Annotated in this window: 25 protein-coding genes and 1 pseudogene; 15 read left to right on the plus strand and 11 right to left on the minus strand. The window is 68.1% G+C overall.

Features of this window, described 5'->3' with window-relative positions:
* The first annotated feature begins 4 nt into the window (after positions 1-4).
* The gene (locus AUL30_RS06710; protein ID WP_062227106.1) at positions 5-562 is read left to right on the plus strand and encodes a PQQ-dependent catabolism-associated CXXCW motif protein; all 558 of its coding nucleotides are present in this window, start codon (positions 5-7) and stop codon (positions 560-562) included.
* On the opposite strand, the pseudogene AUL30_RS06715 reads toward AUL30_RS06710, so the two are convergent.
* Positions 556-1185: pseudogene (locus AUL30_RS06715) on the minus strand (NAD(P)-dependent oxidoreductase); the annotation flags it as partial. The gene AUL30_RS06710 and the pseudogene AUL30_RS06715 overlap by 7 nt on opposite strands.
* Positions 1186-1312: 127 nt before the next feature.
* Between AUL30_RS06715 and AUL30_RS06720 the strand changes: the two are divergent.
* On the plus strand, positions 1313-1678 hold the full coding sequence (locus AUL30_RS06720; protein ID WP_062227107.1) for a winged helix-turn-helix transcriptional regulator: 366 nt from the start codon (positions 1313-1315) through the stop codon (positions 1676-1678).
* Here the strand turns inward: AUL30_RS06720 and AUL30_RS06725 are convergent.
* From AUL30_RS06725 to AUL30_RS06760, 8 genes are all read right to left on the minus strand, one after another.
* Entirely contained in the window at positions 1666-2418 is a 753-nt protein-coding gene (locus AUL30_RS06725; RefSeq protein ID WP_062227108.1) for a hypothetical protein, read from the minus strand. The two genes, AUL30_RS06720 and AUL30_RS06725, sit on opposite strands and share 13 nt — an antisense overlap.
* A 13-nt stretch (positions 2419-2431) precedes the next feature.
* On the minus strand, positions 2432-3301 hold the full coding sequence (locus AUL30_RS06730) for an ABC transporter permease (RefSeq protein WP_083507723.1): 870 nt from the start codon (positions 3299-3301) through the stop codon (positions 2432-2434).
* The gene (locus AUL30_RS06735) at positions 3298-4062 is read right to left on the minus strand and encodes an ABC transporter ATP-binding protein (RefSeq protein WP_062227109.1); all 765 of its coding nucleotides are present in this window, start codon (positions 4060-4062) and stop codon (positions 3298-3300) included. The genes AUL30_RS06730 and AUL30_RS06735 overlap by 4 nt, the downstream gene beginning before the upstream one ends.
* Before the next feature lie 23 nt (positions 4063-4085).
* Positions 4086-4703, minus strand: coding sequence for a cupredoxin domain-containing protein (locus tag AUL30_RS06740; protein WP_062227110.1), 618 nt, complete (start codon positions 4701-4703; stop codon positions 4086-4088).
* Positions 4704-4733: 30 nt separating this feature from the next.
* The gene (locus AUL30_RS06745; RefSeq protein WP_062227111.1) at positions 4734-5708 is read right to left on the minus strand and encodes a PQQ-dependent catabolism-associated beta-propeller protein; all 975 of its coding nucleotides are present in this window, start codon (positions 5706-5708) and stop codon (positions 4734-4736) included.
* A gap of 133 nt (positions 5709-5841) precedes the next feature.
* Positions 5842-6468 (minus strand): response regulator transcription factor, encoded by a 627-nt coding sequence (locus tag AUL30_RS06750; protein ID WP_062227112.1) that lies wholly within the window; start codon positions 6466-6468, stop codon positions 5842-5844.
* Positions 6465-7850 carry a sensor histidine kinase gene (locus AUL30_RS06755; protein WP_157069964.1) on the minus strand — a complete coding sequence of 462 codons (1386 nt, stop codon included), beginning with the start codon at positions 7848-7850 and terminating at the stop codon, positions 6465-6467. The genes AUL30_RS06750 and AUL30_RS06755 overlap by 4 nt, the downstream gene beginning before the upstream one ends.
* A gap of 43 nt (positions 7851-7893) precedes the next feature.
* On the minus strand, positions 7894-9099 hold the full coding sequence (locus tag AUL30_RS06760; RefSeq protein WP_062227114.1) for an ABC transporter substrate-binding protein: 1206 nt from the start codon (positions 9097-9099) through the stop codon (positions 7894-7896).
* A 151-nt stretch (positions 9100-9250) separates the two neighbouring features.
* Here AUL30_RS06760 and AUL30_RS06765 point away from each other — a divergent pair, with 151 nt between their 5' ends.
* From AUL30_RS06765 to AUL30_RS06780, 4 genes are all read left to right on the plus strand, one after another.
* The gene (locus tag AUL30_RS06765; RefSeq protein WP_062227205.1) at positions 9251-10321 is read left to right on the plus strand and encodes a (5-formylfuran-3-yl)methyl phosphate synthase; all 1071 of its coding nucleotides are present in this window, start codon (positions 9251-9253) and stop codon (positions 10319-10321) included.
* Between the two features lie 144 nt (positions 10322-10465).
* Complete coding sequence (locus AUL30_RS06770; RefSeq protein WP_244490728.1) at positions 10466-11119, plus strand: amino acid kinase family protein; 654 nt, start codon at positions 10466-10468, stop codon at positions 11117-11119.
* 2 nt (positions 11120-11121) lie between these two features.
* Positions 11122-12609: a DUF6513 domain-containing protein gene (locus AUL30_RS06775; RefSeq protein ID WP_062227116.1), complete on the plus strand. Its 1488-nt coding sequence runs from the start codon at positions 11122-11124 to the stop codon at positions 12607-12609.
* Entirely contained in the window at positions 12606-13172 is a 567-nt protein-coding gene (locus tag AUL30_RS06780) for a DUF447 domain-containing protein (protein WP_062227117.1), read from the plus strand. The genes AUL30_RS06775 and AUL30_RS06780 overlap by 4 nt, the downstream gene beginning before the upstream one ends.
* On the opposite strand, the gene AUL30_RS06785 is transcribed toward AUL30_RS06780, so the two are convergent.
* Complete coding sequence (locus AUL30_RS06785) at positions 13157-14185, minus strand: hydantoinase/oxoprolinase family protein (protein ID WP_062227118.1); 1029 nt, start codon at positions 14183-14185, stop codon at positions 13157-13159. The two genes, AUL30_RS06780 and AUL30_RS06785, sit on opposite strands and share 16 nt — an antisense overlap.
* A 63-nt stretch (positions 14186-14248) precedes the next feature.
* Between AUL30_RS06785 and AUL30_RS06790 the strand changes: the two genes are divergently transcribed.
* The 9 genes from AUL30_RS06790 to AUL30_RS06830 all read left to right on the plus strand — a co-directional run bounded on the left by AUL30_RS06790 (position 14249) and on the right by AUL30_RS06830 (position 22982).
* Positions 14249-14908, plus strand: coding sequence for a HisA/HisF-related TIM barrel protein (locus AUL30_RS06790; RefSeq protein WP_062227119.1), 660 nt, complete (start codon positions 14249-14251; stop codon positions 14906-14908).
* Between the two features lie 306 nt (positions 14909-15214).
* Positions 15215-15964 (plus strand): hypothetical protein, encoded by a 750-nt coding sequence (locus AUL30_RS06795; RefSeq protein ID WP_062227120.1) that lies wholly within the window; start codon positions 15215-15217, stop codon positions 15962-15964.
* Between the two features lie 160 nt (positions 15965-16124).
* Positions 16125-16712, plus strand: a complete 588-nt coding sequence (locus tag AUL30_RS06800) for a thioredoxin family protein (protein WP_062227121.1) — start codon at positions 16125-16127, stop codon at positions 16710-16712.
* Between the two features lie 11 nt (positions 16713-16723).
* A complete protein-coding gene (locus AUL30_RS06805) occupies positions 16724-18397 on the plus strand; it encodes an FAD-binding protein (protein WP_083507743.1) in 1674 nt (557 codons plus the stop codon).
* Entirely contained in the window at positions 18394-18723 is a 330-nt protein-coding gene (locus AUL30_RS06810) for a 4Fe-4S dicluster domain-containing protein (protein ID WP_062227122.1), read from the plus strand. Before AUL30_RS06805 ends, AUL30_RS06810 begins: the two co-directional genes overlap by 4 nt.
* Positions 18724-18746: 23 nt before the next feature.
* The gene (locus tag AUL30_RS06815; protein ID WP_062227123.1) at positions 18747-19583 is read left to right on the plus strand and encodes an ABC transporter ATP-binding protein; all 837 of its coding nucleotides are present in this window, start codon (positions 18747-18749) and stop codon (positions 19581-19583) included.
* Positions 19584-19593: 10 nt separating this feature from the next.
* Positions 19594-20448 carry an ABC transporter permease gene (locus AUL30_RS06820; RefSeq protein ID WP_083507724.1) on the plus strand — a complete coding sequence of 285 codons (855 nt, stop codon included), beginning with the start codon at positions 19594-19596 and terminating at the stop codon, positions 20446-20448.
* Positions 20449-20491: 43 nt separating this feature from the next.
* The gene (locus tag AUL30_RS06825) at positions 20492-21523 is read left to right on the plus strand and encodes an aliphatic sulfonate ABC transporter substrate-binding protein (protein WP_062227124.1); all 1032 of its coding nucleotides are present in this window, start codon (positions 20492-20494) and stop codon (positions 21521-21523) included.
* Between the two features lie 22 nt (positions 21524-21545).
* Positions 21546-22982, plus strand: coding sequence for an MFS transporter (locus AUL30_RS06830; RefSeq protein ID WP_062227125.1), 1437 nt, complete (start codon positions 21546-21548; stop codon positions 22980-22982).
* Positions 22983-23118: 136 nt separating this feature from the next.
* On the opposite strand, the gene fae is transcribed toward AUL30_RS06830, so the two are convergent.
* Positions 23119-23628, minus strand: coding sequence for a formaldehyde-activating enzyme (gene fae, locus AUL30_RS06835; RefSeq protein WP_062227126.1), 510 nt, complete (start codon positions 23626-23628; stop codon positions 23119-23121).
* Positions 23629-23720: the final 92 nt, after the last annotated feature.

Raw genomic sequence — 23720 nt, forward strand, 5'->3', positions numbered from 1 at the left:
CCCGATGCGACGCTCCGCATCCACCCTTCTGACGGTCCTGTCGCTCGTCTTCGCCGCCCGTGCGCAGGTGAGCGAGCCGGAGGATTACCGTCGCTCGGACTATCGGGCGCCGACGCCGGCCACCCTGTCGGGCGCCACGGTCCTGTCTACGGAGGATGCGACCGCCCTGTGGCGTGACGAAGCGGCCATCTTCATAGATGTCCTGCCCCGGGCGCCGAAGCCTGCCAACCTGCCGCAGGGTACGCTCTGGCATCCGGCGCGCCGGGATGCGATCCCGGGCTCCGCCTGGCTGGTGGATACGGGCTACGGGGATCTCGCGCCGGAGACGGAAGCCTATTTCCGCCAGGCGCTGGCAAGGCTGACCAAGGGCGACCGGCAGCACCCGCTCGTCTTCTACTGCCAGCGCGATTGCTGGATGAGCTGGAACGCCGCCCGCCGGGCCCTGGCGCTCGGCTATGGGTCCGTCGCCTGGTACCCGGACGGAACGGACGGCTGGGCAGAGGACGGGCTGCCGCTGGAGCGGCACGAGCCCCTGCACCTTGCGCCGGCGGACACTCAGTAGCCGACGGTGAAACGCTGGCGGATATGCGCCGGCCGCTCGATCTCGTCGACCAGCGCAATGGCGTAATCTTCGAACGAGATGCTGGATCCGCCCGCATGGGTCAGGAGTTCGTCACGGCCGAGCCGGAAGCTGCCGGTGCGCTCGCCCGGCACGAACATGGCGGAGGGCGACAGGAAGGTCCATTCGAGGTCGTCCGCGCCGCGCAAAAGGTCCAGGAACGCGGCGCCGGCCTGCGCTTCTGCCTTGTAGGCACCTGGAAAATCGGGCTGATCGATCAGGCGCTGCCCCGGCGCCACCTCCAGGCTGCCCGCGCCGCCCACGACAAGGTAGCGCTTCACGCCCGACGCCCGCACCGCCGACAGAAGCGCCTGCGGATCGCTGGCCGAAAAATGCACGGCGCTAATCACCGCATCATGCCCTTCCAGAAGCCGCGCCAGAGTTTCAACGTCGTAGAGATCGCCGGCCCTGGCCACCACCTGCGGCAAGGCGGCAATGCGGTCGGGATTGCGGGCGATCGCCGTGACGCTGTGCCCACGATCGGACAGTTCCTTCAGGATGCGCGTTCCGGCATTGCCGGATGCGCCGATCAAGGCAACCTTGGCCATCATAAACTCCTTCTGGTCTTCTTTTGCGACTTGGTCTTACTTGCAGACCTAGCTAGCCATGTCCTATTACGCCCGCAAGACGTCACACGGCTGGCACCTGGTCAGCGCGATGTGACTCATGGCGTCGCCAGGAGGGCGTTCGGCAATGGACAGTGCACTGGGACACGATACGGATTTGACGGCGGTCTGCCCTGTTCGCGGGGTTCTCGACCGGATCGGCGACCAGTGGAGTTTCCTGATCCTCCTGTCGCTCGAGGATGGGCCTCGCCGCTTCAACGAGTTGATGCGGCAGATCGGCGATATCTCGCGGCAGATGCTGTCGCGCACCCTGCGCCGGCTGGAGGAAGACGGCTACGTCACCCGCACCGTCTTTCCGCAAGTGCCCCCGCGCGTGGATTATGCGCTGACGCCGCTCGGCCGTTCCTTCATGGAGCCCATGCGTGCGCTCGTTGCCTGGGCCGACAGGCATCACCCCGCGATCCTCGATGCACGCGGCCGCTACGGCGCCTGAACGGCGCCCGCCGCATCGCGCAGGACCCGGCCGAGCGCGAACATGCGCTGCTCGATCAGGACGGGGACTTCGCAGACATAGGTGAGCGATTGCCGCCGTTCGTCGAACAGGCGCGTCTGCCACAGGAGCGCTTCCTGCTCCTGCGCCACCTCCTGCGGATCGGGCGTCGCCTGGCGCATCAGCGTGTCGAAGCGGGCCGTCTCTGCCCGGATCTGCCGGGCCAGCGCCTTCTGCTTGCCCGCATAGCGCGAGATGCCGTTGATGACATCGGCCCGTTCGTGGTTCAGCACACGCAGAAGGTCCTGGAACAGGGCCGCTGCCCGTTCCGCACGCGCCGCGCGCGGAACGGTGTCGAGATAGGTTCGCAGCCGCTCCTGCGCCTCCGCCAGGGGCACGCGCCGCTGGGTGATGTCCCGCACGAGCTGATGGGACCCCGCATCGGCGCCCGCCGTTTCCCCCGTTTCGGGCAGGCCGGGCCAGATCTGGGCGGCGTCCATCCGATCGACGCGCCGCTGCATGCAGGGCCAGTCGCCGCTGCCATGCTGCTCGGGCGCGGCCAGGGCCGGGTTGGATGGCGGGCTTGCCGGTGGTTTGGCCGCAGGTGCCGTGCCCGTGGGCGGCGGTCCGGGCAGGACGAAACCGTCCGGAATGGCACGCGGGGCCGGAGCCTGCGCCAGGGTGGCCGTGGCAACGCCAACGCAGACAGCGGACAGGAGGGCAGCAGGGCGGAAACAACGCATGTCGGATGTCCTCTCACGGGGCCGGACGGGCTTCGCCCTTGCGTGCGATCATGCCGCGCATCGGATCGTAGGCCAGGATCGCCAGGCCAAGGAAGCCAGCCGTGCAGGCGGCGACGATCAGGAAGGCCGGCGCGTTGAACTGGCCGTACAGCGCGAAGCGGATCAGCTCCACGGCGTGGGTGAAGGGGTTGAACTGGCAGATGTGGTACAGGAGCGGCGAGGATTCCCGCACACGCCACAGCGGATAGAGCGCGGACGAGGCGAAATACATCGGGAAGATGACGAAGTTCATCACGCCGGCGAAGTTTTCGAGCTGGCGGATCAGCGACGACAGGAGCATGCCGAGCGCACCCAGCATGAGCCCCGCCAGGACGATGGCCGGCAGGGCGGCAAGGTAGCCGAATTCCGGCGGCCGCACGCGCCAGAACCAGGCGATGGCCAGGAAGACATAGGCCTGCAGAACGGCGACGAGCACGCCGGCGGTCAGCTTGGACACAAGCAGGAACCAGCGGGGCATGGGGCTGACGAGGAGGGTCTTCATGGAGCCCGTCTCACGGTCGTAGACCATGGACAGGGACGACTGCATCCCGTTGAACAGGAGGATCATCCCCACAAGGCCGGGCGTGATGAAGACCTCGTAGAGGACATAGGTCTTGTAGGGCGGGATGATCGACACGCCCAGCACCTGCCGGAAGCCGGCCGCGAAGATGAAGAGCCAGAGGAGCGGCCGCACCAGGGCGGAGACGAAGCGTTCGCGCTGGTGCAGGAAGCGCAGCGCCTCGCGCAGGACGATGCCGCAGAAGCAGCGCCAGTAATGGATGGGGCGCAGCCCGCTCCGCTCTACCGCCGCCGTCTCAGTCACATCGGGAATGTGCGGCGTCATTCGGCGGCGTCCTCGGCCGGCAGGCCGGACGTCGCCGTCAGCCGGGCATAGGCTTCACCCAGCGTGTATGCGTCCTCGGCTTCGACCACGTCGCGGATATGGCCCTCTGCACGGACCTGCCCGCGATGCAGGACGACGACGCGGTCGGTCTCCTCGATCTCGTCGATCAGATGGGTCGCCCACAGGACGCTGACCCCTTCCTCACGCACGAGGCGCCGGACGGTCGAGATGATCTCCGCGCGGGAGGCGATGTCGAGGCCGACCGTCGGCTCGTCCAGGAGGATCAGGCGCGGCCGGTGCATGAAGGCCCGCACGATTTCCACCCGCCGGAGCTGGCCGCCGGACAGGGTCCGGGCCTTGTCGCCCATGCGCTCGGCCAGTTGCGAGCCGGCCAGGATCTCTTCGGCCCGTCTTGCGGCATCCCGGTCGGACAGGCCGTGCAGGGCCGCATGGTATCGCAGGTTCTGGCGGATCGACAGGTCGAGATCCAGCGTGCGCCCCTGGAAGACGACGCCGAGCCCGGAAAGGGCCCGGCCCGGCGCCCGCGCCACATCATGGCCAAGGATGCGGATCGTTCCCTGGCGCGGATGGAACAGCCGCGTGACGAGGGAGAAGAGCGTGCTCTTGCCGGCGCCGTTCGGGCCGAGAAGCGCCGTGAAGCTGCCCCGCGGGACGATGAAGGACACGTCGTCCAGCGCGCGCCGTGGCCCGTATCGGTGGCCGACGCCGTCAATGTCCAGCGCAGGCGCTGGCCCCATCATCGCCTCCCGCGGACCAGAGGCCCTTAAGGCACCACCGTGATGGTTCCCTTCATGCCCTGGCTGCCGTCCAGTCCCTCGACCCACCATTCGAAATTACCGGGCCGCACCGTGTTGAACTGGATCTGGATCGTGCCCTTGGCATCGTATTCCAGCCAGGCGGGCGGGCCTGCCATGTGGACCTCCAGATCGCTGATGACGATCTGGTTGAACCACACATTGCGGAAGAAGTCGGGGGCCCGCAACTTGTATTCGAGGTTGCCCTCCGAGCTGATGCGCCAGCGATAGGCCTGGCCGACGCGCATCACGAAGTCTTTCTCGTTCACCGTGAAATCGCCGTCGGCGCTGCCGAGGATAAGTTCCGGCACGTCCTGGCTGGAGCGCGACAGGGGCGGCAGCCCCAAGGCTTCCGCCGACATCGCGCTGGCCGGCATCTGCGCGTTGCCGGCATTGCCCCCCGTCGCGGCCGGAGCCGTGGCGGGTGCGGCGGCGGCGGGCTCGCCGCCATCGTCGTCATCATCATCATCGTCGTCGTCGGGTGCGGCCTGCGTCTGCGCCGCCCCACCCGTGTCCTGCGCGAAGGCGGTCAGCGGCGGCATGCAGGCGAGCATGGCGATGGTGAGCAAACGTCCCTGTAATCTCATAGTCCGAGCTTAGCCTCCCAGCATGTCGTGTCAGTCCGGCGCGGCGACGGCGACGCCCCACGGTTGCTCCCCGACCTGCACCGACTTGATCACTTCGTCGCGGGCCGTATCGATGATCGAAATATCGTTCGAGATTCCGTTCGTGGAAAAGAGATGCGCTCCGTCCGGCGAAAAGGCGAGCTGCCAAACGCGCTGTCCGACGAGCAGGTAGTCCTCCACCTCGTAGGTGGTGGCGTTCACGACGGCCACACGGTTGGCAGGCCCAAGCGCGACATAGGCTTTCGAGCCGTCCGCCGTCAGCCGCACGCCGACCGGCTGGATCAGCTCGGGACTGATGCCGGGAATTTCGAAGCTGATCTTGTGCTTGATCTCCCGCGTGGCGGCGTCGATCACGCTGACGGTGCCGCCGATCTCGGCCGAGACCCAGACCTCGGAATTGTCGGCTTTGAACTCGGCGAAGCGGGGCCGGGAATCCACCAGCACGTTGGCCACGATCTGCTCGCTGTCTCGGTCGATGAAGTGGGCCATATTGGTGGTTTCGGACGTGTTGACGATGATCTTGCCATCGGGCGAGACACCCATGCCCTCGGGCTCCACACCGACGGGGATCTCCACGACGCGGCTGCCGGTGGTCAGGTCGATCACCGTGACGAGATTGTCGTCCTCGTTGGCCACATACATGCGCGTGCCATCGGGCGAGACGACCATCAGCTCCGGATCGGGGCCCGACGGCAGCGTGCCGATGATCTCGTGCGTGCGGGTGTCGATGACCTCGATCGTATCGTCGTCGCTCGCGCAGACGTAAAGCCGCGCGCCGTCCGGCGATACGACGATGCCGCGTGGCCGCTGGCCGACCTTGATCGTCTCGATCACCTCGAAATCGGCGGAGTCGAGCACGGTCACGTCGTTGCCGCGCTCGTTCGAGACATAGATGCGGTAGGCGAAGGCCGGGCTGGCGCCAAGCGTCAGCGCGGTGGCCAGTGCGGCAAGAAGGGTCTTCCTCATCGCTCCTCCCCTGGCGCGGCCGGTCGGCGGCCCGTTCCGTCGAAGGGAAGGATGCGGCCCCGATGCGCCTTGTCTGCAAGCTTAGGGACAGACCCGCCGGCCACCCATGGGAATAGTTCCCCTTATCAAGGGGTCAGACTCCGCCCAGCAGCCGGCCGCCCCTCGTCTCCACGGCAAAGCGGATCAGGTCCGAGGTGCGTTCCAGGCCGAGCTTCTCCTTGATGCGCGTCGAGGTGTTGGCGATGGTCTTGTAGGCGACGCCCAGCCCGGCCGCGATATCGGTCAGGCTCTGGCCCTCCCCCATCATGTGGAGGATCTCCAATTCGCGGGTCGACAGGCGCGCCGCCAGGTTCACGGCGGCGCTTTCCTGCAGGGATGCCGTGACGCTGTCCACATAGGGCTCGCCGCGCAGCGCCTTGCGGATGGCGGTCAGAAGTTCGTCCGAGGGCGCGCTCTTGGACACGTAGCCGAGCGCGCCTTCGCGCTGGGCCGACGTCGCATAGACGAGGTCGGAATACATGGAGAAGACAACCACGCGGGCCGAGGCATCGTTGGCATGCAGCCGCCGGAGCACTTCCAGCCCGCTCCCGCCGCGCAGGTTGATATCCAGGATCACGATGTCCGGCCGCAGGCGCCGAAACGCATCCAGCGCATCGCGCGGCGTTTCCGCCTCCGCAATGGCCTGGGGTTCGAGCGGCGCGATCAGCCGCCGCACCCCGTCACGCACCACCATATGATCGTCGATGATCAGAACCTTCATGCGGCCTGCGCCTCCCGTCCTGGCCCCGGCATTGCACGGGCCGCCGCCAGCGGCAGCGCGCCCGAAACGACGAGCCCCGCCGGCTGCGCCGTCGCGGCAATGGCGATCGTGCCGCCGGCAGCCTCCACGCGCTCGATCATGCCGGAAATTCCGTAGCCTTGCCGGCGCTCACCGACAGGGCCGCCGCCATCATCCCCGACGCGGAACCGCACCGCACCGGCCTCCGCCGATACGGCCAGTGCGATCCGGCGCGGATGGCCATGGCGCAGCGCGTTCAGCATGGCTTCGCGGATGACGAGCAGGAGCGTGGCATCCGACTCTTCCCCGAATGTATCGGCGTCGATCTCCAGCTCGAAGGAGATTTCGGGGCGGCGTGCGGCGAATTCGCGGCAGAGTTGCTCGAGCGTCTCCCGCAGGCCGAGCCCGGGCAGGAGCCCCGGCCGCAGATTGGCGAGGATGCGGCGCACTGCCTGGCGGGCATGGGCGGTCGCCTTGCGGATGGCCCCGGCCCGCTCGGCAATCTCCCCGCCGCTCGCCGCCTCGATGCCGGCGGCGTCCACGTCGATCGCAAAGAGGAAGGGCCCCACCTCGTCATGCAGGTCGCGCGCAAGCTCGGCGCGTTCCTCTTCCTGCATGCGATCGATAAGGGCGCCGAGCCGCCGGTTCTCCGCCGCCATGGCGCTCAGGCGCGCGGCCATGTCGTTGCAGCTGGCGGCCAGCGCCTGGATCTCCGGTGGGCCGGAGGGGGCGATCTGCGTGTCGTAACGCCCGGCGCCGATGTCGTGCAGGCTGGCCCGGACCGCCGTAAGCGGGCCCAGTGCGCTGCGCGCAATGGCGTAGACGAGAAGCAGCGACAGGCAGACGAACAGGGCCAGGATGGTGAGCCCGAGGCCAAGATCGGTCCAGACATCGCGCGTGTGGCTGGTCGGATCGATCGTCAGTTCCAGGGCGGAAACGGGGCCGGACAGCGCAAGCGGCACCACGCTCACCTGCGCCGGTGGTGCGAAGAGTTGCGCGAACCAGGCCGGCGCAGGGTCCCGCGGCTGGTTCAGATGCGATGCCTGGACGGTGCGTCCATCGCCGCCCAGAAGCGCCAGCCGGGCATGGCGGTCGCTGTCGAAGGTGCGGATCAACGCGCGGAATTTCTCCTGCGGATCCAGCGCGGCCGGCAGCTCGGCGATCTGCCGCGCGATGCGATGCTCCGCCACGATATGGGCCGAGCGCATTTCCGTCTCGATCCGCTCGCGCACGTGCAGGACCGTGGCCGCGCCGCCCAGCGCCAGTATGGCGATGAGCGCGCAGAGTATGGCGGCAATCAGTCTGGCCTGCAGCGACACGCCGGCGTCCCCCCGATCGTGCCGCGCCCGGTCGGGGTACGGCACGCTCCTTTGTGAGAGGCCAGAGTGAACCCTCGACGGCTGATTGTCACGGTGCGCCGTGGCACCGTGTTTCCGGACGGTCGACGCCCAGCGTGTCGAGCTCGCTGTTCTGGTGCAGGAACCCCTCCTGTGGGGAGGCCGAGACGACAGACCGCCCTTCGCCGAGCAGGATGGGCTGGCGCAACTGCCAGTTCCAATCCCGGAAGGTCAGCCTCTGCCCCTTGAAGGCCGCGATGGAAAAGTCCGGTCCCTTGATGAAGGACAGGATCGCGCCCGGTTCGGCCGATGCCGTCCGCGAGGCGGCCTCGCCGATGATGCGGATCGCCGTCCAAACCTGCATGTCCTTGGGCAGCATACGCCGGCCGGCCATCTTTTCGAACCGGTTCTGGATCTGCGCGCCGCCCCATTGTTCGCTGGCCGGGTGCCACGAGGCGGCCACGAGGCCCGCCGTCCCGGCCACCGGCCGGGGCAGCCATGTCCGCCAGGGAATGTAGCTTCCAAAAACCTCGCTCTCGTCGGCCACCAGCACGACATCGTGGTCCGGCAGGCCCTGCATGAAGACGGGGATCTGCCGTTGGACCTGCGCCTGCCCGGAATCGGTCGCCCGCGCGCCGCCCTTGTCTTCGAAGACGCGTTCTTCGAGGATCTCGCCGCCGAACTTGAGGGCCGAGTCCCGAAGGGCCTGGGCGAAGAGCTTGTCGTTCGGGTGCTCACCGGACACCAGTACCCAGTTGCGCCACTGTTTCCACATCAGATACTGCGCCAGCGCGTCGGTCAGCATGGAGCGGCTCGGCGCGGTGTGCAGAAGGTTCGGGCGGCAATTCTCCTCCCGCAGGCTGTCGTCGGTCGCGCCGGCATTCAGGATGGTCGCGCCGCCGCCGGCCAGATCCGCGACCTTCAGCGTATCCTCGGCCGACAGGTCGGTGACGACGAAGTGGACCCCGGCATCGAGCAGCGCCTGCATGGCCGGGCCGATATCGTCGCCCGGCGCCTGCGTCGATACGGTCAGCTCGAAGGTTTGGCCCATGAACTGCCCGGTCGTGTTGTTGTCTGCGATGGCGAGTTCGGCCCCGGCAACGCCGATCGTCTCCGGCGGGATGTCGAGCGCCGACAGCGCCAGCACTGGCTCGTAGCTGCGCAACAGGCCGATGCGGATGACCGCCGGCTCGGGCGCCGTCTGCTGGGCAGAGGCGCTGCCGGCAAGAGCCGTAAGCGCAAGGGCCATGAAGGCTTTCGACAGCGCGCTGGCCATGGGCTGTTCCTCCGGGTGCGGGAGGGGCAAGGGAACATGCAAACCAGCCGCTTCGACAAGGTGATTTTTTCCCGTCCGCGCACGGCTTGCGCAGCTTGCCCGGCCGCCTGTAGCAATGGGCCGGGCACCCGGGCAGAAGGATCAGGCCGTCGTGACGAAATTTCTGGCGAGCGTTCGGGACGCGGCGGAGGCCGTCGGCGCGCTCGAAGGCGGTGCCGACATGATCGACGTCAAGGACCCGGTATCCGGCGCGCTGGGGGCGGCGTCCCCGCAGGTGCTGCAGGCGGTGCGGGAGGCTGTGGGGGGCAGGGCCCCCGTATCGGCGGTGACGGGCGACCTGCCGATGGAGCCTGATCATATCCTCCCCGCGGTTCTGGCGCGCCGGGATGCCGATTACGTCAAGATCGGCTTCTTTCCCGCCGATGAAGGGGCCTGGCAGCGCGTCTGCGATGCCCTGGCCCGCGATGCGGCGTCTGTCGCGCGGATCGCCGTCCTGTTCGCCGAGGACCACGCGCCCGATCCTGCGTTCCTCGATCTCCTGGCAGCCTCCGGGTTCCGGGGCGTCATGCTGGATACGCGGCGCAAGGACGGGCGGCGGCTCCTCGACCACCTGTCGCCGGTGGCGCTGGAGGATTTCGTGGAACAGGCCCGGCAGCGCGGCCTGATGAGCGGGCTGGCCGGCGCCCTGGAGGCGCCCGACGTGCCGCGGCTTCTTGGCGCGAGGCCCGACTATCTCGGCTTTCGCGGCGCGCTGACCGATGGCGGCCGCGATGCGCGGCTCGTGCCGGAGCGCGTTTCCCGGATCGCCGCGCTGATACAGCCGGCGGCCGTGTCCCAGGCGGCGGACGGCAAGCCGCTCGACCGCGTCTATATCCGCGATTTCGTGCAGGAGATGGAGATCGGCGCCTACGGGTTCGAACGCGGGCGGCGCCAGCGGGTCAGCTTCTCCATCGATGCCGGGATTCTGCCGCCGGGCCATGTCCCGGAGGATATGGCCGCCGTCCTGTCCTACGACATTATGATGGATGCAGTGCGGTCGGTCGTGGCACGGGGACATACGGTTCTCGTCGAAACCCTGGCTGAGGAACTGGCGGCCCGGCTCCTGCGCGAGACGCGCGTGGTGGATGTGGTCGTTCGGGTGGAAAAGCTGGACCTCGGCCCAGCCGCCGCCGGAGTGGAAATCCGCCGCGGGCGAACTGGGCATGCTGCGGTGCAGCATTGAATTGATGCCCCCGGCACCTTGCCCTCACCCGGAAAAAGGCGAAAGAGTGGCGAATATCAGGTGGGTGCGCCCTGTCGCACCGCCGCGGTCACCGCCCGGAAGGCCGGCGCCGCATCATGCGAAATGTCTGAAGGAGCCGATGAATTGAAGGACCTGCTCATCGTCAAAGTGGGCGGCAGCTCGATTTCCTCGCCCGACCTGAAAGTGTGGGTTGGCAATATTGAGAAATCGAGCCGGCCGCTCGTCCTCGTTCCCGGCGGCGGCCCCTTCGCGGCCGTGGTGCGGCGCTTTCAGCCGGTGATCGGCTTCGACAACGACGCGGCCCATCACATGGCCATCCTGGCCATGGAGCAGTTCGGGCGGGCGCTGGTCAGCCTTGGGGAGCGGCTCGTCGCCGTCGCCACGCGGGAGGCCATCCTGCGGGAAATCGAGGCCGGCAATATTCCCGTCTGGATGCCAGCCAAGCTGGCGCTCCGCGCCGGTGAGATCCCGCGCAACTGGAGCGTGACCTCCGACAGTCTGGCCGCGTGGCTGGCCGGCCAGTTCTCCGGCTGCTCGCTGTGCCTGATCAAGCAGCTCGACATGCCGGAAGGCTCGACGCTCGAGGCCATTTCGGCCGCCGGCGTGGTGGATGAATCCTTCGTCAAGCTGCTGCACCCGGAAACCGCGGTCCATGTCGCCGGCCCGGCGGACCTGTCGATGGCCGGCAAGCGGCTGGCGGCGGGCGCCGTGCCGGGGCGTGCCATCGCGCGCGGATCGCGTCTTCACGGCGGCATGGCGATCGAAGCGGCGGAGTGAGCATGGGGGCCAGCCCCTTCGCCGGCGAGCATATCCTCTTCCTGACCGGCCATCTGGCCCTGCCGCGTCTGGAAAGCGTCCTGGCGGGGCTTGGCCGAACGGACTTCGCCTTTTCGATTCACGATATCGGCGTCAAGGTCGCCGCGCTGATGACCGGCGACATCATCCTGCGCCGGCTGCCCCCGCCCTCGGGCGTTGACCGCATCATCGTTCCGGGGCGCTGCCGCGCCGATCTCGCCCGCCTGTCCGCCCATTTCGGCGTACCCTTTCTGCGCGGACCGGACGAGGTGGCCGATCTGCCGCAGTTCCTGGGCCGGGATCGGCGGATGAGCGATCTGTCCCGCCACGACATGCGCATCTTCGCCGAGATCGTCGACGCTTCGGCCCTCAGTATCGACGCCCTGCTGGCGCGGGCGGCCCACCTGTCTGCCGCCGGAGCGGACGTCATCGATCTCGGCTGCCTTCCCGACACGCCCTTTCCCCATCTGGAACAGTCGATCACCGCCCTGAAGTCGGCCGGCCATGCCGTGAGCGTCGACAGCGCGGACCGTGACGAGCTTACCCGGGCCAACCGCGCGGGCGCCGATTTCCTGCTCAGCCTGACTGAGCGGACGCTGGACATTGCCGATGCCGGCAATGCGGTGCCAATCCTGGTGCCGGCCGAGCCGCGTGACCTCGCCTCGCTGGTGCGGGCCGTGACGCTCGCCGAGCAGCGCGGCCTGGCCGTCATTGCCGATCCGGTCCTCGACCCCATCCATTTCGGCCTGTCGGCCTCGCTCGCCCGCTACCACGCGCTGCGCGAGGCCATGCCGCAGGTCGAGATGATGATGGGGACCGGCAATCTGACCGAACTGACCGAGGCGGACACCTCCGGCATCACCGCGATCCTTCTGGGCGTGGCCTCGGAGCTTTCCATCCGCAACCTCCTGACCGTGCATGTGAGCCCGCATACGCGCCGCACGGTAGAGGAGCACGATCTTGCGCGGCGCGTCATGTATGCGGCCCGGCGTGACAACGCCCTGCCGCGCGGCTACGCCTCAGGCCTGTCGCAGCTTCACGACATGCGGCCTTTCGCATCGAGCCCCGGCGAGATCGCGCAGCAGGCGGCGGCCGTGCGGGACCGCAATTACCGGATCGAAACGGCCGAGGACGGCATTCATCTTTACACGCGCGGGCAGCACATTGTGCGGCAGGACGCCTTCGCCTTCTACCCGCAGATCGATGTGGGGCAGGATCCGGCCCATGCCTTTTACCTCGGCGCGGAGCTTCAGCGCGCGGAGATCGCCTGGCGGCTTGGCAAGCGCTTCGCGCAGGACGAACCGCTCGTCTTCGGCGTCGCTACGCCAGCCGTGCACGAGGACCGGACACGGCTGGCCGAGGCCGGCCACACGCTGAAGGCCGGCCACACACTGAAGGCCGGAAAGGCCGGGCCGCCCGACCCCGCCGGGACCGAAGATGACGCGGCCAGCCCCGACGGAGACGGCGCGTGATACGCGAATGCATTCTGACGACGGTCTGCGCGACAGGCGATCCGCACATCGCGCCGCTCGGCATCATCGCCCGCGGCGAGGAGGCTGGCGCGGGCTGGACCATTGCCCCCTTCCACCCGTCGACGACGCTCACCAATCTGCGGCAGACGGGCATTGCCGTCGCCAACTATACCGATGATGTTCTGATCTTCGCCGGCTGCCTCACCGGCCGGCGCGACTGGCCGCTCCTGCCCGTCGGCGGATACCCCGTCCCGCGGCTAGCGGGCGCGCTTGCGCATGACGTGCTCGTGGTCGACGCGCTGGAGGATGACGAGATCCGTCCGCGCTTCCACTGCCGTGTCGCCGCATCCGGCCAGCATGCGCCCTTCGAGGGTATGAACCGCGCCAGGGCGGCGGTGCTCGAACTCGCCATCCTGGTCAGCCGCCTGCACATGCTGCCGCCCGACAAGATCGCGGCCGAGATCGCCTATCTCTCCATTGCGGTGGACAAGACGGCCGGCCCGCGCGAGCGCCTGGCCTGGGACTGGCTGATGGCACGGGTGGCCGATCACGCCGGGGGCTGATCCAGCGCGGCCAGCGCGACAGCCGGCGCTGCGCGGCTGGCCGCCGCGCGCAGCGGGGAGGGGACTTCCGTCAGATCGCCGAAATCGACAATGCCGCGGCCCAGCCGGTCGGCCAGGCGGGCCAGCAGCGGCCGGCCGATCCCGGCCAGCACCAGGGGCGCATCCGGCCCGACCGGCTGGCGGGACAGGACCTGCAGCGCGGCATCGTGCAGGTGGCGCAACTGCGCCTCGACGAAGGCCTGCGCCACGCCGCGCCATTGCGCATCGTCGGCATCCTGCGCATCCAGGCCGAGCATGCGCGCAAGGCGCGCGCGTGAGGCCGCCGGTGTCTTGCCGCGCCCGTCCGCCGTGGGCATCTGGTCGTCGCCCTCGTCCAACTGCCCGGCAAGGCGCTGCGCGTCGGCCATGGTCGCGAAGTGTTCCGCCATCAGGGGAACGGTCCGCCCATCAAACGGGACGCGGTTCGCCACAGCCATCAGGCTCGTGCGCGTGAAACCCTGATAGACAAGTTCGCCGGCGGCCATGCGCTCGCTGTCCGTGTAGCCATGGTTGCGGACCTGCCCGCCCCCAACGGGGACGATGTCGGTCGTCGTCGATCCCATGTCGACAAGCACCGCTTCGGGCAGAGCCTGCGCCGCCAATGCGGCGCTGGCATGCCAGTTGGCCGACCCCACCATGGCAAAGTGCCGCGCCGCCGCCTCCGCACCGACGAAGCCGGCCGGCCCGGCATAGATGCGCAAAGTCGGGCCCAGCCGCTCCGCCAGCCGGGCGGCCAAGCGGGCAACGCCATCGGCGCGGCTGTCGAAAATATCCGCCAGCTCGCCCGTCATGGTCAGGCGATGCTCGGGCACGTCGCCCGCCAGGGCCAGGATCGCGTCCAGTGCCGTATCGAGATGGCCCAGCCCCTGCCACAGGGGGGAGGGCTGCTGCCACACCCCGACGATCCGGCCGCCATCGAACAGCGCCGCCTTCAGATGCGCTCCGCCGACATCCCAGCCCAAACGTCTTGCCATTGCCGCCACGCCGCTTTCTGTAGAGATGATCCACCCTCATACACCGCATTCGAAAGGCCCTGCATGCAGATTCTACCGGTCCTGGACCTGATGGGGGGCGTCGTCGTGCATGGCAGGGGCGGACGGCGCGACAGCTACCGCCCGATCGCTTCACCCCTCGGCAGCGCCGAAGACGCTGCCGGCCTGGCGCGGGCATTGCTGCGCGAAGCCGACGCAGGAACCCTCTATGTGGCCGATCTCGACGCCATAGAGGGCAAGCCGCTGCAGATCGGCGCACTGACGGCGATCCGCGATGGAGTGCCGGCTGTGCAGCTCTGGGTGGATGGCGGCTTCGCCGATCCGGCCGCCGCCCGGTCCCTGCCGCCGGGCCTGCGGCCGGTCTTCGGGTCGGAAAGCCTTCAGTCCGTCCCCTCCGCCTGGCCCCCGGACAGCATCCTGTCTCTCGACTTTGCCGGCGCGTGTTTTCGCGGGCCCGCCGAACTCCTGAACCATGCCGATACCTGGCCCTTCGACATCATCGTCATGACGCTGGCCGCCGTCGGCTCCGATGCGGGGCCCGACATGGCACGCATCGCCGATATCGTCCGGCGGGCCGGCGGCAGGCGCGTCTTCGCGGCCGGCGGCGTGCGCAACCGGGAGGACCTCGCCGCCCTGCACGAGGCAGGATGCCACGGCGCCCTCGTCGCCAGCGCACTGCATGCCGGGCGTCTGCGTGGGCCTTGAAGCGCGTCGCAGGCAGCTACGGGGCCGTCACCGACGTGCTATCAGCCAAACGAGATTGCAATGGTCCGGGAGCGCTGCCGGTCTCACCGGACGTATGCAGCGGCCGACGGCCATTGCAAACCCGAAGGCTGAGACGGCCGGAAGGCTCCGCAGCGTTATCCTATCCTGCGACATGAGGTGGAATTCGACGTGGAGAATGATCGGAAACAAGAAGGGCCGGCACCCGGAGGCCCGACCCTTGCTTCGGTGTCTGCGGGGGGTGTAACCGGCGAAAGCCGGGCAGGGACTAATTCCCACAGCGCATGCATGACTTATATGGCCTGCGATGCCAGGATTCAAGACCGGGTGCATATGGCCGATGCCGTGTGCCAGCGGGTTGGCGCTACGATTTCCCCTCCACGGTTGTCCTGGTATATGCAACAGGCAAACGGCGACATACGGCTGGCAATCCGGCTGTATGCGTGGAATACGGCGGTGGCTGGTGCATTGCTTCCCACGTTGCATCAGACGGAAGTCGCAATCAGGAATTTCGCAGTCCGCCGTTTGAGATCCAGGTATGGCAAAGGCTGGTACCAAAGCTTGACGCTGGAGCGTCGGCTGGGAAAGACGCCACTTGCTGCCGAACTCCGCGTGTTGGTCACCAGGGCCGAGGCCTTGAAGCAGTCCCACAGTGTTGCGGATCAAATCACGAGTGACCTCACTTTCGGCTTTTGGGTGAAGCTTTTCACGAAGTCTTTTCACTCCGACCTATGGCTGGCGCAGTTTCATACGATGAGCGCGTCGATGCCTCGATCCATGACCGTCGATCGACTGCATGCCGGGGTCGATTTCGTTCGCACGTTCCGAAACAATGTTGCGCATCACAAGAACATCGTCCGTGGTCCTGTCGAAGCTCACTACGAACGCACGCTTGAGGTTCTTGGCTGGTTTTGCAAGGACACTGCGCAGCTCGCGCGGGACACTGCGACGTTCCCCGCGATCTGGGCGTGCTGCCCCGTTCGGATAGGCATGGCGGAGGTGGGAACTGCCGCGGGACATGCACGCCCGGGAGTATGATCCGGGCGAGGGCCGGTGGCCGAACCAGAGGGGTGCCTTCTGGCCGACATATGCAAAAGAGCACGAACGGCTCAACCCTCGGGCGCCAACGGAATAAATTGCCTTTTTAATACATGGATTTTGTAGACTAATTGCGGGTGTCTCAGATTGGAGGATCCGCATGCCCAAAACCGAATCCAGCGCGATCGCCCTCGGCAGCCCGGCGCCCGACTTCGTCCTGTCGGCACCGGACGGACGCACCGTCCGGCTGGCCGATTATGACGGCACGCCGGCGCTTCTGGTCGCCTTCATTTCGAACCGCTGTCCCTTCGTTCTTCTGATCCGGGAGGAGTTCGCCGCCTTCGCGCGCGACTATGCGCAAAAGGGCCTGGCCGTCCTGGCAATCAACGCCAACGATCCGGTCGCCCATCCCGAGGAATCGCTCGAGCGGGTGGCCGCGGAAAGCCGGGAACAGGGTTACGCCTTCGCCTATGTGAAGGACACGACGCAGGAGGTCGCGCGGGCGTTCAATGCTGCCTGCACGCCGGAGTTCTTCCTGTACGACAAGGATCGGCGCCTGGCCTATCACGGCCAGTTCGACGATGCCCGGCCGGGCAGCGACCGCCCCGTCACGGGCGCGGATTTGCGCGCCGCGGCGGATGCGGTGCTGAGTCTCCGGCCGGTGCCGGGGGAGCAGCGCCCCTCCATCGGCTGCAACATCAAATGGGCGCCGGGGTCCACGCCGGCCTCCGTGTCCGACGCCGCCTGAAGGACAGCTCCATGCCGACCATCGACCAGACGAAGGGACGACCGCGCCGGCCCGCCCCCGCGCCCCGGCGTGACGCCGGCGGCGATGAGGCAGCGTTCGCCTGCGACGTTCTCGTGGTCGGGGGAGGGCCGGCGGCCGCCTGGGCGGCGCTGTCCGCGGCAGAGACGGGCGCCAAAGTCATACTGGCCGACAAGGGCTATTTCGGCACCAGCGGCGCTACCGCCCCGTCCAACACGGGTACATGGTGCGTCCCGCCGGGGGACGGGCGCGGCCCTGCCGTCGATGCCCGTTGGAAGCGCACGGCCGGCCTTGGCGACCGGCGGTGGATGCTGCGCTGCGTCGACCAGTGCTTCGAGAACCTGTCGCGGCTGGTGGAATGGGGCTACCCGTTCCCGAGCGATGATGGCGGCAATCTCTATGTCGCCAATCTGCGCGGGCCGGACTACATGCGCTTCATGCGCGCCCGGGTGAAGGCTGCCGGCGTGCAGATGCTGGATCATCACCCTGTGCTGGAGCTTCTGGCCGACGGCGCGGCCGTTGCCGGCGCGGCGGGCTTTAACCGCCGGACCGGCGCGGCCTTCCGGGTGGAGGCCGGCGGCACCGTCCTGGCCACGGGCGGCTGCGCCTTCTTCGAGCGTATCCTCGGCGGCACCGGGCTGACGGGGGATGGCTATCTCTTCGCATCGGAAGCCGGGGCGGCCCTGTCCGGCATGGAGTTCAGCGGCAAGTACACGCTGGCGCCGCGCGGCTCTTCCCTCAACAAGGGCCTGCCCTTCCGCTGGGCGAGCTTCTACCGCGCGGACGGCGCGCCGCTCCTGGACCGGGATGGCACGAGGGTGACCAACGGGATCGGCAGCGCCGAGCGGACCATCGTGGAGGCGCTGATCGAAGGCCCCGTTCTGGCGCGGCTCGACCTTGCGGAGCCGCAGATTGCAGAGGCGCTGCGCCGGGGCCAGCCCAATTGCTTCGTGCCCTATGAACGCATGCAGATCGACCCGTTCCGCGATCTCTTCCCCGTGGAGATGAAGTACGAGGGCACCATTCGTGGAACGGGCGGCATACGCCTGACCACCTCCGACTGTTCGGTCGGCGTGCCCGGCCTCTTTGCTGCGGGCGATGCCGCCTCGCGCGAGAATGTCACCGGCGGCGTGTCCGGTGGCGGCGCGGTCAACGCGTCCTGGGCCATGGCGAGCGGCTGGTGGGCCGGCCGGGGAGCTGCCGTCGGCGCGGCGCGGCGCCGCCCGGCGCAGGGCCGGCTTTCGCCGCTCGGCCAGGCCGGCCTGCGCCCGAAGGGGCCTGCGCAGCCGGTGGATCTTGCCGCCTGCGTCGCCCGGGTGCGGGGCCAGATCGTCCCTCTGGAGCGCAATTACCGGCGCTCGGCGCAAACGCTGGCCGAGGGCGAAGCCGTCACGGCCGGCGTCTGGGAGGAACTTGCCCGGCATCTTGCCCCCGCACCGGCCGACAGGCTCATCGCGCGGGAGACGGTGGCCGTCACCCATGCGGCACGCTGTGTCCTGGCGGCGGCGCAATTGCGCACCGAAACGCGGGGCGCGCACCGCCGGGCGGACTTTCCGCAGGAGGACGAAGCGCTGCAGCGGCGCATCGTCGTGTCGGGGCAGGGGCACGTCGTTGCGGCCTTCGACGCCGCCGAGCCGTCCGACCGGCTGGAAGGGATCGCCTCATGATCGAGCTCGTCTCCGAAGAGCGCTGTATCCGCTGCGACATCTGCGAGCGCGTCTGCCCCGCCTTCGTCTTCGACCGCGACGAGACGGGCCTGCCCGTCATCGCGCGGCAGGATGCCTGCCAGACCTGCTTCCTGTGCGAAATCTACTGCCCCACCGACGCCCTCTACGTGGCCGAGCACGCCCATGGCCCGGTCGCGGTGGACGCCGCGGCCATCGAGGCGGCGGGGCTGTTCGGAAGCTATGCCCGTGCATTGGGCTGGCGGCGCGGACGCGCCGACGGCACGCGTGACGACCCGACCCACCGCCTGCGCAGCGCGCAGGGCTGACCAAAGCCTGAAGGACCCGCATCATGGAACGGATCGCCGTCCGCCACCTTCGCAAGACCTTCCAGCTGAAGGCCGGACAGAGCGTCCTGTCCGATGGCCGCCGGACCGACCGCGTGCCGGTCCTGTCCGGGGTGGACCTGACTGTTCGGCGGGGTGAGTTCGTCACGCTCGTCGGGCCGTCCGGCAGCGGCAAATCCGTGCTTCTGGACGTAATTGCCGGGCTGACGGAACCCACCTCCGGCACCACCGAGATCGACGGCCAGACCGTGACCCGGCCGCACCCGAAGACGGCTTACGTCTTCCAGCAATATGCGCTCTTTCCCTGGCGCACCGCGCTCGGCAACGTCGAATATGCGCTCGAGGTGCGCAACGTTCCCGCCCGCGAGCGTCGCGAAAAGGCGCGCTACTTCCTGGACCTGTTCGGGCTGCGCGGCTTCGAGGACCGGTTCCCCTCGCAGCTGTCGGGCGGGATGCAGCAGCGCGTCGCCATCGCCCGCGCCCTGTCGGGCGATCCGGAAGTGCTCCTGATGGACGAGCCCTTCGCCGCGCTCGACGCCCAGACGCGTGACATCCTGCAATCGGAACTGCTGCGCATCTGGGAAACGATCGGAACCACGGTCGTCTTCGTCACCCATTCGATCGACGAGGCGATCTTCCTGGCCGACCGGATCGTCGTGATGACGGCCCGTCCGGCCAGCGTGAAGGAGATCATCCCGGTCGATCTGCCGCGCCCGCGCCCGAACGATCTGCGCAACACGCCGGACTTCAACGCCTATCGCGCCCGCGTGTGGGAAGCGCTGCGGGACGAGGTGCGCAAGGCGCAGGGCGACTGGTCCCTGGCCTCCGCCTACGCCCATTGAGGAGAGACCCATGACCTATGTTTCCGCCAAACTCCCGCAGGGCCGCACCGTGGGGCCAACTGCGCAGGCCTCGGGAAGCACGGTCCGGCTTCGGCGGCGGCTCCTGCGCCTTGGCATCGGCCTGCCGGCGCTGCTCGCCCTTGCCCTTCTGTGGGAAATCGCGCCGCGTGCCGGTTGGATCAACGCGCTCTTCTTTCCGCCGCTAAGCCGCGTTCTTGCGGCCCTGGGCGAGATGCTGGCCAGCGGGACCATCGCCGAACATATCGGCATCAGCCTGCAGCGCGCGGCGCTGGGCTTTCTCCTGGCCGTTGCGAGTGCGGTTCCGCTCGGCCTTCTGATGGGCCGCTATCCGCCCTTCGAGCGCATGAGCGATCTTCTGGTCCAGACATTGCGCAACACCTCGCAATTCGCGCTGATGCCCGTTTTCATCCTGGTCCTGGGGATCGGCGAGGCGTCCAAGATCGCCATCACCTTCTATGCGGCCTTCTTCTTCCTGCTCATCAATACGATCGTCGGCGTCAAATCCGTCGATCCGCTGCTTCTGAAGGCGGCCCGCTCGATGGGAACGTCGGACTGGGACCTCTTCGTCAAAGTGATCCTTCCCTCCGCCGTTCCCTCCATCGTCGCCGGAGCGCGGCTCGGCGTGAAGACGTCGCTCTTCTCCGTCATCGCCGCCGAGATGCTGGCCGCCCAGTCCGGCATCGGCTTCCTGATCCAGCATTCATCGCTGATGCTGGAAACCGACCGCATGTATGCCGGCATCCTGACGCTGACGGCGGTCGGCCTGGCGCTGAACTACGCCCTCGTCGCCATGGAGGCCCGCGCCACGCGCTGGCGCAGCGCCGATGGCGACATGCCCGCCTGACGCCCCCCGATCCTCTTCCAACAGAACACGAAAGGTCCTGCCCATGCTCCGCAACCGCCTGTCCCGCCGCGACTTCGCCCGTTTGACAGCCGCCGTTATCGTCCTCGGCGCCGCCGTCATCGGCACCCCGTCCCTTGCCCAGGAAGAGAAGCCCGAGGTCATTCGCATCGGCTCGACCGCGCCGGGGCATCTGAAGTTCATCCTGTTCCGCAACCAGAAGCTCCTGGAGAAGGAGTTTGCGGCCGATGGCATCCCGGTCGAGCTCACCACCTTCGACGGCGGCTCGGCCGCGTCGGTGGCGCTCGGCTCCGGCGCGATCGATCTGACCTATATCGGCAACAACCCCTCGCTCCGGCTGGGCGCAAGCGGGGCGGACGTCAAGCTCATCGGCCTGTCGAGCTGGGTCCCGTCCAACGAGACGCTCGTCCTCGTGCGGCCGGATTCCGACATCAAGACCCTTGCCGATCTGAAGGGCAAGCGCGTGGCCTACCTGTCCGGCACGGTGCGGCATTCCACCTTCGCCAAGGCGCTGGAGGCGGAGGGCGTCTCGCTGGACGCGGTGGAGAGCCTCAATATCGGCATCGAGAATTCCGGCCCCGCGCTGGTGCGGGGCGATATCGATGCCATCGTCGAAAGCACCGGATCGGCCACCAAGCTGGTCGAAGCGGGGCAGGCGCGGGTCCTCTTCGATGCGGGCGTATCCGGCCGCCCGGAATGGGCCGTCCCGCATCTGATCAGCGTGAACGGCGATTTCGCCCGGCGCTACCCGAAGATCGTCGAGCGCATCCTGGCGGTGGATATCGCGGCCGCGCGCTGGGCGGATGCCCATCGCGACGAGACGATCGACATCTTCGTCAAGGAAACCGGCAACAGCCCCCAGGCGGCCCGCGCCACCTATGCGGACGGCAGGTTCTACCAGGATCCCGAGATCACGCCCGAAGCCATCGCGGCCCTGAAGGGCGAGGAAGCCTTCATGGCGAAGGCGGGGCTGCTGAAGGGCTCGGTCGATTACGATAGATGGGTGGACACCCGTTTCGAGCGTGCGGCGCGCCAGTCCCTGGCCGCCACCAACTGACCGCTTTCGAAGCCAGCCTCCCATGACATTCGAAAGCGAAGGGGCCGCGCCGCCGGCGCGGCCCCGCCTCGTTGCGGGCATTGTTGCGGTCGCCTTCTTCATGCAGATGCTGGATGCCACCGTCATCGCCACCTCGCTGCCCGCCATGGCGGCACATTTCGGCACATCGGTCGTCGATCTGAACATCGGCTTTACGGCCTATCTCCTGGCTATGGCCATCGGCATCCCGCCTGCCGGATGGCTGGCGGAACGCTACGGGGCACGGCGGGTCTTCCTGGCCGCCATCGCCCTGTTCAGCCTGGCGTCCGCCGCCTGCGCGCTGGCGGAAAGTTTGCCCGCCTTCGCTGCGGCCCGCATGGTTCAAGGGATCGGCGGTGCGCTCATGACGCCGGTCGGGCGGCAGATCGTGCTTGCCAATACACCCAGGCACCGGCTCCTCCAGGCCATTGCGCTGATCACCTGGCCGGCGCTGATCGCTCCCATTGCCGGGCCCATCCTCGGCGGCTGGATAACCCTCCATGCCGGCTGGCAGTGGAACTTCCTCATCAACCTTCCGCTTGGGGCGCTGGGCCTCGTCCTGTCGCTGGCCTTCATCCGGGATCGCGGAACGCGCGCGCGGCGCCCCTTCGACATGGTCGGGTTCCTCCTGTCGGCAGCGGCCCTGTCGCTCCTGCTGATCGGCCTGGAGCAGGTGGCGCAGGCAAGGCCCGTCTGTGGCCTGGCGCTCCTGGCGGCCGGTGGCCTGGCCGCGTGGCTGAGCATTCGCCACCTGCGGCGCGCCCGCCATCCGCTCATCGATCTTGCCGTCACATCCATTCCGACCTTCGCCCTGTCGTCGCTCGGGGCGGGCACGTTCGCGCGCATGGCCATCAACGCCACGCCGTTTCTTCTGCCGCTGATCCTGCAGGTCGGCCTGGGCCTCGATCCGCTGGCCGCCGGCTCCTTCGTCATGGCCTATTTCCTGGGGAACCTCGCCATGAAGCCGGCGACAAGCTGGACACTGGCGCGGATCGGCTTCCGCCGTCTCCTGATCGCGACGGGGCTCATGGCCTCGGCAAGCCTTCTCGCCATCGCGCTGGTCGACAGCCGCACGCCGCCCCTCGCCTTGACGCTCATCCTCTTCGCGGCGGGGCTGGTGCGCTCGATGCAGTTCACCGCGCTCAACACCATCGCCTTCGCGGATGTGGACGGTGCGGCGCGTGGCCCGGCCACGACGCTGAGCGCCATGTCGCAGCAGGGGGCACAGCTCGTCGCCATCGCCGTGTCGGCGCTCGTCATACGCATGGTGGATCTGGCGGGGCTGGCCGGAGTGGACGAGGCGGGGCGGCTTCTGCCCTATCGCGTGGCCTTCTGCGTCATGGCGCTGATCGCCGCTGCCACGGCCCTGCGCTTCCGCGCCCTGCCGGCGGATGCGGCCGCCGCCCTGCTGCAGCCACCCCCGGCGCCATCGCGCCCATGAGCGGTCAGCAAGACGGGCGGGGCCTTGCGGCGCCCGCCCGTCTTGATCGTGCTTACTGGAAACCGAATATGCCTGCCAATCGCCGAAGAAGGCCTGCTTTCATCGCCGGTTTGTCGTCCTCGGGATGGTCTCGTGTCTAGGCACCGGCAAAGGGATGGTGCGCCGATCCCTTCTGCGCGACCACTTCGGCCGCCGTCGGCTTGCCGTTGACCGCCCGCTCGATGGATTCCAGCGTGGCGCGGTAGTTGTAATCACGGATCTTGGCGTCGTCCTCGGCTTCCCAGTGGATGAAGACGCCGACGCAGATGAAGATGTCGTCGGCCTCGTCGGCCGGGATGATGCCCTGCTCGACCGCATCGGCGACCGCCCGTGCGACGGCGGTCTGGGCCGGGCCGAACATCTGCACCGCCTGCTTGGCGCCCTTGATGGTGACCTTATTGAACATCACCGTATTGGGCTTGGTCGCCAGGTTCGGCGCGATCACCGCCAGAAGGCTCGTGAACCCGTCCTTGTTGTTGACCAGCGCGTTGCAGAAGGCGGATTCGGCCGCCGAGCCGCGCGGCCCCATGATGAGGTCGATATGCGCGACCTCGTTGCCCTCTCCGACCAGCGACTCGCCGACCAGAACCTTGTTGATCTTCGCCATGATCCGTTCATCTCCCTATTGTGCGGATACAGCCCGTCCGGCCTCGCGCCGGAACCACCGGTTGAGCTTTGAATGCGGTCGCGGAAAGTGTG

Origin of the sequence: Aureimonas frigidaquae (genome assembly GCF_001463905.1) — a bacterium.
Lineage (GTDB): Bacteria > Pseudomonadota > Alphaproteobacteria > Rhizobiales > Rhizobiaceae > Aureimonas > Aureimonas frigidaquae.

Coding starts and splice junctions, on each gene's coding strand:
- AUL30_RS06710 (WP_062227106.1), top strand. CDS start 5: ATGCGACGCTCCGCATCCACCCTTCTGACGGTCCTGTCGCTCGTCTTC.
- AUL30_RS06720 (WP_062227107.1), top strand. CDS start 1,313: ATGGACAGTGCACTGGGACACGATACGGATTTGACGGCGGTCTGCCCT.
- AUL30_RS06725 (WP_062227108.1), bottom strand. CDS start 2,418: ATGCGTTGTTTCCGCCCTGCTGCCCTCCTGTCCGCTGTCTGCGTTGGC.
- AUL30_RS06730 (WP_083507723.1), bottom strand. CDS start 3,301: ATGACGCCGCACATTCCCGATGTGACTGAGACGGCGGCGGTAGAGCGG.
- AUL30_RS06735 (WP_062227109.1), bottom strand. CDS start 4,062: ATGATGGGGCCAGCGCCTGCGCTGGACATTGACGGCGTCGGCCACCGA.
- AUL30_RS06740 (WP_062227110.1), bottom strand. CDS start 4,703: ATGAGATTACAGGGACGTTTGCTCACCATCGCCATGCTCGCCTGCATG.
- AUL30_RS06745 (WP_062227111.1), bottom strand. CDS start 5,708: ATGAGGAAGACCCTTCTTGCCGCACTGGCCACCGCGCTGACGCTTGGC.
- AUL30_RS06750 (WP_062227112.1), bottom strand. CDS start 6,468: ATGAAGGTTCTGATCATCGACGATCATATGGTGGTGCGTGACGGGGTG.
- AUL30_RS06760 (WP_062227114.1), bottom strand. CDS start 9,099: ATGGCCAGCGCGCTGTCGAAAGCCTTCATGGCCCTTGCGCTTACGGCT.
- AUL30_RS06775 (WP_062227116.1), top strand. CDS start 11,122: ATGGGGGCCAGCCCCTTCGCCGGCGAGCATATCCTCTTCCTGACCGGC.
- AUL30_RS06785 (WP_062227118.1), bottom strand. CDS start 14,185: ATGGCAAGACGTTTGGGCTGGGATGTCGGCGGAGCGCATCTGAAGGCG.
- AUL30_RS06790 (WP_062227119.1), top strand. CDS start 14,249: ATGCAGATTCTACCGGTCCTGGACCTGATGGGGGGCGTCGTCGTGCAT.
- AUL30_RS06795 (WP_062227120.1), top strand. CDS start 15,215: ATGACTTATATGGCCTGCGATGCCAGGATTCAAGACCGGGTGCATATG.
- AUL30_RS06800 (WP_062227121.1), top strand. CDS start 16,125: ATGCCCAAAACCGAATCCAGCGCGATCGCCCTCGGCAGCCCGGCGCCC.
- AUL30_RS06805 (WP_083507743.1), top strand. CDS start 16,724: ATGCCGACCATCGACCAGACGAAGGGACGACCGCGCCGGCCCGCCCCC.
- AUL30_RS06810 (WP_062227122.1), top strand. CDS start 18,394: ATGATCGAGCTCGTCTCCGAAGAGCGCTGTATCCGCTGCGACATCTGC.
- AUL30_RS06815 (WP_062227123.1), top strand. CDS start 18,747: ATGGAACGGATCGCCGTCCGCCACCTTCGCAAGACCTTCCAGCTGAAG.
- AUL30_RS06820 (WP_083507724.1), top strand. CDS start 19,594: ATGACCTATGTTTCCGCCAAACTCCCGCAGGGCCGCACCGTGGGGCCA.
- AUL30_RS06825 (WP_062227124.1), top strand. CDS start 20,492: ATGCTCCGCAACCGCCTGTCCCGCCGCGACTTCGCCCGTTTGACAGCC.
- AUL30_RS06830 (WP_062227125.1), top strand. CDS start 21,546: ATGACATTCGAAAGCGAAGGGGCCGCGCCGCCGGCGCGGCCCCGCCTC.
- fae (WP_062227126.1), bottom strand. CDS start 23,628: ATGGCGAAGATCAACAAGGTTCTGGTCGGCGAGTCGCTGGTCGGAGAG.